This window comes from Mesorhizobium sp. M2A.F.Ca.ET.039.01.1.1 (assembly GCF_003998035.1).
Lineage (GTDB): Bacteria > Pseudomonadota > Alphaproteobacteria > Rhizobiales > Rhizobiaceae > Mesorhizobium.
The window spans coordinates 1-8,365 of record NZ_RZRY01000254.1 but is presented as its reverse complement, the minus strand read 5'-3'; the positions used below and the strand labels follow the sequence as shown (position 1 = coordinate 8,365).

Genomic DNA, 8,365 nt, shown 5'->3' with positions numbered 1-8,365 from the left:
CTGCCGAGGATGTCGATCGCATTGTCGACGATGTAGGCGATGAGCTCCGGGTCGTTGCGGTGGACGAAGGTGCCGAGCCCCGACAGCTTGGCGTAGAAATTGGGCGCCGCCGAAAGCGTGCGCAGGCCGGCCTTCCACGCTTCGGTGGTTTCCGGCTCCATGCTGGTGAGCATGCCGGCATGGGTGAGGATGAAATTCGTCTCAGGGTTCTCGCCGACCAATGCCAGGCCATCCTTCATCTGCGCGGGAAAAAGCTGCAGGTCGAAGGAGAGGCCGTAATCCTTCAGCCGCGCCACGTTCTTCCGCACTTTCGGGTCGATCACCTGATCGGCCGAGGCGGCAAAGCGGAAGGCGGGAGTCTCGTGCCAGTGCAGCTGCATGCGCACGCCGCGCAGCAGCTTGTATTTCATCAATCGGTCGATCTGCGGGCGCACGTCATCGACCGTCATATCGGCATAGCCGACGATGGCGTGTGGCCAACCGGTTTCTTGCGCCGTCTTCTGCAGGAAGGCGACTTCCTTCTCGAAATCCTCCTTGGCCCAGTTGGTCTGGACATAGACGGCCTTCTCGACGCCCGAGCCTTTCTGGTCCTCGAGGAACTCCGTGATCGCGTAATCGCGGCGGATCGGCTCGTAGGGGCCGAAGATGCGCGGCACCATCGGCCCGACCAGCCAGGGCTGATCCTTTTGGCGCCAGATGTGGAAATGCGCGTCGACGGCTTTCTGCATCACGATACCCTCTTCCAGATGGAATCGGCCGCCGGGGCGGGGCGGGCGAGCGACAGGATGAAATCGGTCAGACTCCCGATCGACGAGCCGTCGACCAGATCGTCAAGCACCGGCAGGATTGCCCGCAGCGCCGATGTCGCCGGGCGAAAACGCGCGTCGCCGGCGAGCGGCGTCGCCAGCGAAAGCCGGAAGGCGCGGGCGCCGAGGCGGCGCATGGCGATCTCCAGTTCGGCATGGCTGCCGCGTTCCAGCCCATCGGACAGCACGACGACGCAGGCGCCGCGCGCGAAGGCGGAAAAGCGCGGCACCGACAGGAAAGCGAGCAGCGTCGGGCCCATGCGAGTGCCGCCGTCCCAATCGTCGACAAGCGCCGCGGCGCGGGCGAGCGCCTGCCCGCGGTCGCGGATGCGCAGCGCCGAGGTGATACGGGTGAGCCGAGTGCCAATGGTGAAGACTTCGGCGCGGTCCGCGCCCTGCACGGCGGCGTGCGCGAGCTTGAGGTAATCGGCCGTGTGCAGCTTCATCGAGCCGGAGACATCGATGAGCAGGAGCAGTTTGCGCGGCACGGCCCGCCGGCGGCGCAGCAGCGGCGAGGGTATGTCGCCATCGGCGCTGACGATTTCCTTGAGCGAACGCCTGAGGTCGAGCGTGCCGCGCGAGCGGGTGCGGATCGTGCGGAAGGAGCGGCGGGCGGGCAGGGCGGATACGAGCTTGCGGCGGAACTGGCCCAGGCCATCGTCGTCGTGCTGGAAATCGCGGCTGCTCAGTTGTTCCAGCTCTGAGGAGAGCTCGCCGCCTTTTTCCTGGCGAGCGACCTGGTTCTCTTCCTCGCGCGCGCCGCGATCGTCCTTGACGCGGGTCTCGTCGTCCTCCTCGGCTTCGATCGAAGGCTTGGCGTCGCCGTAGAAATAGGCGCGGAAATGCGCCTCGAATTCGCCGCGGCGATCGGGCGAGGGCGCGAGTGTCGAAAGAGCCGCCTCGCGGATGTCGTTCATCGAGCGGGGGCCGAGCAGGGTTACCGCCTGCATAAAGCTGGAGATCTGTTCCGGGGCGATGGCGAAGGCGTGATCACGGAGCAAACGGGCGAAGCCGAGGAAAGGCGCGGCGGCAGGGCGCAGATTTTGCGGGCGCCTCATTCCTTCGCGCCCCCCTCTCCGGGCATCTCCCCCACAAGGGGGGAGATTGGCAGCTTGGGCGCGCCGCTCGATCCTGCGACGTCGGCGATTGGCGAAAGCCGACGCGACATCTGATCTCCCCCTAAGTGGGGGAGATGTCCGGCAGGACAGAGGGGGGCGCGGTCCCGCCAGCGTAGCTCACTAGCCCGGGAAGATGAGCCTAGCGCGCTGCGGTCGCCCATCACGCCAGCGCCTCCTCGACAATCCTCCCCAGTTCCGGCGTGATCGCCGACAAATCCTCCTCATCCTTGATCAGCACGCCGATGGCCCGCCGAAAGGCCTCCGGCCACGGGCTGCCGCCCTTTTCGAGGATGGTCGCGGCATTCGCCCATTCCACCGCTTCAGCGATGCCCGGCGGCTTTGCGAGAGGCCGCGCGCGGATCTCCTGCACGGCATTCGACACTGCGCGCGCCGTCGCCTCGGCAACGTCGCCCGAGCGCAGCATGATAATCTCGGCCTCGCGCCGGGCGTCGGGATAGCCGATCCAGTGGTAGACGCAGCGCCTGCGCAGCGCCTCGGCCAGCTCGCGGGTGCGGTTCGAAGTCAGGATGACGATCGGCTGCGTCGCTGCGCGGATGGTGCCGCGCTCGGGGATGCTGATCTGAAAGTCGGAGAGGAATTCCAGAAGCAGTGCTTCGAACTCGTGGTCCGAGCGGTCGATCTCGTCGACAAGCAATACACGCTCGACCGGCGCGCGCAGCACCTGCAGCAGCGGCCGGGCGATCAGGAAACGGTCGTCATAGATGTCGATCTCGTGCTCGCCGGCATGGCGGATGGCGAGCAGCTGGCGCTGGTAGTTCCATTCGTAAAGCGCATGCCCGGCGTCGATGCCTTCGTAGCATTGCAGCCGCACCAGTTCGCGGCCGAGCAATTCGGCGACCGCCTTCGCGGCCTCGGTCTTGCCGACGCCCGGCGCGCCTTCGAGCAGCAGCGGCTTGCTGAGCCGGATCGCCAGGAAGATAGCGGTGGCGAGGCTGTCGTCGGCCAGATAGCGCGAGGCGGCAAGGCGCGCGGCGATCGCCTCCGGCGAAGCCGCGATCTCAACGACGTCGGCGCTGGGCATTGTCCCCTCAGCTCGCGGCCCGCGCCTTCAGCGCGCGCAGGATGCGTTCGGGCGTGATCGGCAGCGTGTCGATGCGCACGCCGACAGCGTCGAAGACGGCGTTGGCGACGGCCGGGATCTGCGGGTTGGCGCACATCTCGCCTGGACCCTTGGCGCCGAACGGTCCGTCGGCGGAAGGTCGCTCCAGCACGATAATCTCTGTCTCGGCGAGGTCGCCCGGCCCCGGCATCAGATACTGGTTGAAGTCGGTGCCGCCATGGTCGCGGTTCGGATAATAAGGCTCGGTCGTCTCGTAGAGCGCATGGCTGATGCCCATCCAGGAGCCGCCGACCAGCTGCTGCTCGACCATCTTCGGGTTGAGCGCGCGGCCGATCTCGAAGACATTTTTCACGGTGAGGACCGTCACTTCGCCGGTCTCGTCGTCGACCTCGACCTCGGCCACGGTGCAGGCATGGGCATAGCAGGTCGACGGCTTCATCGCGCCGGTCTCCTTCTCCGGATAGGAGCGCGGGATCAGGAACATGCCGCGGCCCGAGATCGAGCGGCCGCGCTTGAAATGCGCCGACAGCGCGACATCGAAGATCGAGATCGATTTCTGCGGCGCACCCTTCACCTGGATGTTGCCCTGGCCGTCGGTATCGAGGTCGGAGGCGTTCACCTCGAGTTCTTCGGCCGCGACTTCCAGCATCACCTGGCGGGCTTCCTTGGCTGCCTGGATGACGGCATTGCCGGCACGGTGCGTGCCGCGCGAGGCGAAGGTGCCCATGCAGTGCGGGCCGGTGTCGGTGTCGGCGGTGTCGACGACGACGCGGTCGGTCGGCACGCCGATCGTCTCGGCGCAGATCTGCGCCATGATCTGCTTCATGCCCTGTCCCAGATCGACGCTGGAAAGCGTGACCATGAAATTGCCCGTAGGCGTCGAATGCACCAGCGCCTGGGTCGGGTCGCCGCCGAGGTTCATGCCGGTCGGATAGTTGATCGCGGCGACGCCGCGTCCACGCCGAATCGCCATCTCAGGCTCCCTTCCTGTAGGAGGACATCGCCATGTATTTTTCCGCCACCGGCCAGTTGGCGGCGCGCGAGGCTTCCTGCATGCATTCGATCAGCGCCGCACCCTCGGTCGGCTGGCGATGCGCCTTCATGTCGCCGTCGCGATAGGCGTTGATGAAGCGGAATTCGAGCGGGTCCATGCCGATCAGCCGCGCCAGCTTGTCCATCTGCACTTCCAGTGCGAAGTCGCTGATGGTGACGCCGAAGCCGCGCATGGCGGAGGAGGGGGTGCGGTTGGTGTAGACGCAATAGGTGTCGATCCAGACATTCGGGATCGTGTAGGGCCCGGGATAGTGCGCGGCGCCCTTCTGCGCGCCGTAGGGCGAGTGGCGCGAATAGGCGCCGGCGTCGGTGTAGCCGGTCACCTTGCGCGCGACGATGCGGCCGTCCTTCATCACGCCGTCCTTGATGACGATCTTCTCGGCCGCGCGCGGCGAGGAGATCTGCATCTCCTCCTCGCGGCTGTAGACGAAGGAAACCGGGCGTCCGGTGAGCTTGGCGCCGAGAATGGCGATCGGCTCGACGATGACGTCGACCTTGCCGCCGAAACCGCCGCCGACCGTGCCGCCGACGAAATGCAGCTTCGAGCCCGGCATCTGCAGGATGATCGAGGCGTTATCGAGGGTGAAGAACATCGCCTGCGTGTTGGTGTAGCAGGTGAACCGGTCATTGCCTTCGGGCGCCACAACGCAGCCCGTCGTCTCGGTCGGCGCGTGCTCGATCGGCGAGGACTGATAGGACTGTTCGAGGATGTGGTCGGCCTGGGCAAAGCCCGCTTCGACATCGCCGAAGCGCACCTTGCGGCATTCGCCGCTGTCATAGAGATAATAGTTCTGGCCGTGATACTCGTTGACCAAGGGGGCGCCGGGCTTCAGCGCCTCCTCCATGTCGAAGACCGCCGGGAGCACCTCGTAATCGACCTTGACCTTGGCGGCGGCTTCCTGCGCCGCGCGCTCGGTCTCGGCCAGCACTGCCACCACGGCCTCGCCCTTCCAGCGCACCTTGCCGTCGGCAAGCACTGTCTCGTCCTCGGGACCCACCTGGATCAGGATCAGGATGGTGTAGACATTGTGCGGCACGTCCTTGGCGGTCAGCACGCGCACGACGCCCGGATGCTTCTCCGCTTCCGACGTATCGATCGAGCGGACACGGGCATGGTGATGCGGGCTGCGCACCATCTTCAGATGCAGCATGCCCGGGAAGTTCCGGTCGGCGAAATAGGCGGTCTTGCCGGTGACGTGTCCCGGCGAATCGAGCCGCGGCCGCGGCTGGCCGATCTCGTTGAGACCGTCCTTGCGGACATCGGCGAAATAGTCCTTGCGCAGTTCCATGGCTCGTTCCCTCAGGCGGCGTTCTGCGAGTTGGCGCGCGCGGCAACCAGCACCGCCTGGATGATCGGCTCGTAGCCGGTGCAGCGGCAGATGTTGCCGGACAGCGCCTCGACCACGTCGTCGCGGCTGGGGTTCGGCGTGCGGTCGAGAAGCACTTTTGCCGCCATGATCATGCCCGGCGTGCAGAAACCGCATTGCGTGGCGAAGGCATCGAGGAAGGCGCGCTGCAGCGGATGCAGCACGCCACCCTCGGCAAGGCCGGCCGTCGTCTTGATGTCGGCGCCGTTGCAGGTCTCGGCCAGCGTCAGGCAGGATAGCCTCAGTTCACCGTCAATGATGACGGAGCAGGCGCCGCAGGTGCCCTGATGACAGCCGCCCTTGGGCGAGGTGTCGCCGATCTTGTCCCTGAGCGCGTGGAGCAGCGTCGTGCCGCTCTCGATGAATTCAGCCTTTTCGGAGCCATTGAGCGTGAATTGAACCGGGACCTTCGCCATTTTTCCTCCCTGCGCGCCTGCCCGGATGAACCGAACAGACGCGAATCCCCCACGGATTAATTCGACAACAGCCGGCCGAGATGAACCGGCAGGACCTCGGTGCGATACCAGGCACTGGCGATCGGGTCGGTGATCGGCGCAATGCCTTCGCCCGCGGCGGCAAGCGCCGGCGCGATTTCCCGCGGCGTGAGCTTGCAGCCGAGCAGCGCCTTCTCCGCCGCCGTGGCGCGGATCGGGCGATCGGCCATGCAGCCCAGCGCGATCCGCGCCGAGACCACCGTGCCGTCGGCCGCAAGTTCCAGAAGCGCGGCGATGCTCAGCACCGACACACCCTTGGGTTTGACGCGCGACACTTTCAGGAAGCGGAAGCTCTCCGCCCCGGGCAATGCAAAGCCGACAGTGGTGACGATGGCGCGACTGGTGTCGCGATTGGCCAGGAAGGTCTCGATCGGCGTCTCGCCGTCTTCGTTGACGACGGTCGCGCCCAGCGCCAGCAGTGCCACGGCGAAATCGCCGTAAGGGGCAGGGGCGAACAGATTGCCGCCGACGGTCGCCATGTTGCGGATCGCCGGCCCGCCGACGGCGCACGCGGCCGGCGCGAGTGCGGCAAGCTCGGGATGGCTGGCAATGGCGGCCATGGTGACGGAGGCGCCGAGCCCTACGTTGCCGCCCGCAACAGCGATTTGCGAGAGGCCAGGATCGGTGACGCGGACCAGGCTGGATGTGGACACATCGCCTTCATTGGCCGCGCGGACGACAAGCGTACCGCCGCCGAGATAGCGCGTGCCGGCGGCTTGCAGTGCGGCATTGGCGTCCTTCACGGTCGAAAAAGTCTGCAGCGCAAGCGACATGGCGCGCTCCCCGGTTCAACTGTTGACGGCGAAATGGGCCTTCAGGGCGTTGAAGCCGCCCTGGAAGACGTTGGCGCCCATGCCCTCGGCCAACTTGTCGGCCTCCTCCGGCGCTGCGTCGAAGCTCGCCGTCCATTCCGCATAGGTGCGGTTGCCGTCGGTGACGCGGCGCAATTGCAGCGTCGCCTTGTGATTGGTGAGCGGCTGCGGCGTTTCGAGGATGGAATAGCTGACCAGGAAATTCTCGTCCGAGAAGTCGAGCAGCTTTTCACGCAGGGTCGCGCCGCTGACCAGTTTGAAATTGCGCACGCAGCCGATCGTAGTTGCGTCCTTGCCGTCCTCGATGAGGCTTTCCACCATGCGAGGATGCCAACCGGGCAAACCGTTGAAGTCGCGGATGCGCGCCCAGACCTGCTCGACCGGCGCGTCGATGACGCTGGAAATGGTGACTTTCGCCATAGACTCGTTCCCTTGCAAAGATCGGGAGAAGGCTAAGGCTGTCGGTCAGCTTGCGCTTATCAATGCGTCTTGAAGGCGTATCAACCAGTCGGAAAAACAGGCGCCTCAGGACGTCGCCCGAGCGGCTTCACGATAGAGCGTCGGCGGCACGCCGACATGGTCGCGGAAGAAGCGTGAGAAATTGCCCTGGGTGGTGAAGCCGAGATTGCAGGCGACGGAGATTAGCGGTTCCTGCGACCACTGCAGCTGGCGCACGGCTTCCTCCATGCGCAGCGTGTTCCAGTAGACGTTCGGGGTCAGGCTGGTCTGTTCCTTGAAGAGCGCAAAGAAATGCGGTCGGGAGAGCCCGACCGAACGGGCGACATCGTCGAAGGAGATGCGCTCGCAGACATTGGCCTTCATCAGCTGGATCGCCTTGCGGACACGGAAGTCGAGCATCGTGTTGATGCGCGCACGGGCTATCTGCGGCGACGAAGCGTCCGCTGCGTCGAGCACTGAGTCGATGAAACGCTCGATCTCGTAATTGGCGACGTCGTCGATGCTCTCATTGTCGGTGAGATGATCGAGCAGGTTGGCCGCCGCCTGGTGCAGCCAGGGCTCCAGCGTGATCGCGGCCTGCGTGAACAGCGGCGCCGAGGAGGGCAGGTCGCGGCGCCGGCGCGCCCAATCCGGGTCGATGTAGAAGGCCAGGAACAGGCCGGGCCTGCCGTCATGCGACAGCGCGTGGCTGTGCGGCTGGAATGAGTTGATGCCCGCTGCCGTGAACGGCCCAAGCCGCACCGTTTCCCGGCCGATGGTCATTTCGCCTGCCGTGCCTTCCAGCCAGATGATGAGATGTGCCTCGCCATGGGCATGGGTGACGAAGTCGTTGGCGACATTCAGCACGGAAACATGCCCGAACCGGCCCCAATAGAGCCTGATCGCGTCCGTCATGGGTATCGTTCCTCCCGCAGGCGACTGGCCTCCCTTCGCCTGCCCAAGGATAGTGCGGCTGAGTTTGCGGTGGCGTCAAGGCGGGCAAAGATGACGGACGCTTTGGGGGGCGGCAAGCGGACGGATTTTCAGACTGAGCGATAGGGGTGGCGACCCCTTCTCCCTCAGGGAGGGCTTTGCACGGAACTGAGTTGGTGATTCCGTATGTCCGGCATGAAGGGGAGATGATTCGGATGGTCGATCGCGTGCTTGGACAACTGAGCCTTGCGGATGGGCTGGTG

The 8,365-nt window shown here is 65.6% G+C and carries 9 protein-coding genes; all 9 read right to left on the bottom strand.

Annotation, left to right across the window (positions count from 1 at the left end; genetic code table 11):
* On the bottom strand, positions 1 to 728 hold a 728-nt coding region (locus EOA24_RS19440), incomplete at its 3' end, for an amidohydrolase family protein (protein WP_189354023.1).
* A complete protein-coding gene (locus tag EOA24_RS19435; RefSeq protein ID WP_126081902.1) occupies positions 728 to 1,864 on the bottom strand; it encodes a VWA domain-containing protein in 1,137 nt (378 codons plus the stop codon). The genes EOA24_RS19435 and EOA24_RS19440, both read right to left, overlap by 1 nt.
* A 220-nt stretch (positions 1,865 to 2,084) precedes the next feature.
* Positions 2,085 to 2,966 (bottom strand): MoxR family ATPase, encoded by an 882-nt coding sequence (locus EOA24_RS19425; RefSeq protein ID WP_126081904.1) that lies wholly within the window; start codon positions 2,964 to 2,966, stop codon positions 2,085 to 2,087.
* A gap of 7 nt (positions 2,967 to 2,973) precedes the next feature.
* Entirely contained in the window at positions 2,974 to 3,978 is a 1,005-nt protein-coding gene (locus EOA24_RS43910) for a molybdopterin cofactor-binding domain-containing protein (RefSeq protein ID WP_126081905.1), read from the bottom strand.
* Position 3,979: 1 nt separating this feature from the next.
* Positions 3,980 to 5,347 (bottom strand): xanthine dehydrogenase family protein molybdopterin-binding subunit, encoded by a 1,368-nt coding sequence (locus EOA24_RS43905; RefSeq protein WP_126081906.1) that lies wholly within the window; start codon positions 5,345 to 5,347, stop codon positions 3,980 to 3,982.
* A gap of 11 nt (positions 5,348 to 5,358) precedes the next feature.
* Positions 5,359 to 5,841 carry a (2Fe-2S)-binding protein gene (locus EOA24_RS19410; RefSeq protein ID WP_126081907.1) on the bottom strand — a complete coding sequence of 161 codons (483 nt, stop codon included), beginning with the start codon at positions 5,839 to 5,841 and terminating at the stop codon, positions 5,359 to 5,361.
* Between the two features lie 56 nt (positions 5,842 to 5,897).
* Positions 5,898 to 6,692: an FAD binding domain-containing protein gene (locus EOA24_RS19405; protein WP_126081908.1), complete on the bottom strand. Its 795-nt coding sequence runs from the start codon at positions 6,690 to 6,692 to the stop codon at positions 5,898 to 5,900.
* Positions 6,693 to 6,707: 15 nt separating this feature from the next.
* Complete coding sequence (locus EOA24_RS19400; RefSeq protein ID WP_126081909.1) at positions 6,708 to 7,151, bottom strand: SRPBCC family protein; 444 nt, start codon at positions 7,149 to 7,151, stop codon at positions 6,708 to 6,710.
* Positions 7,152 to 7,256: 105 nt separating this feature from the next.
* Complete coding sequence (locus tag EOA24_RS19395) at positions 7,257 to 8,084, bottom strand: AraC family transcriptional regulator (protein ID WP_126081910.1); 828 nt, start codon at positions 8,082 to 8,084, stop codon at positions 7,257 to 7,259.
* Positions 8,085 to 8,365: the final 281 nt, after the last annotated feature.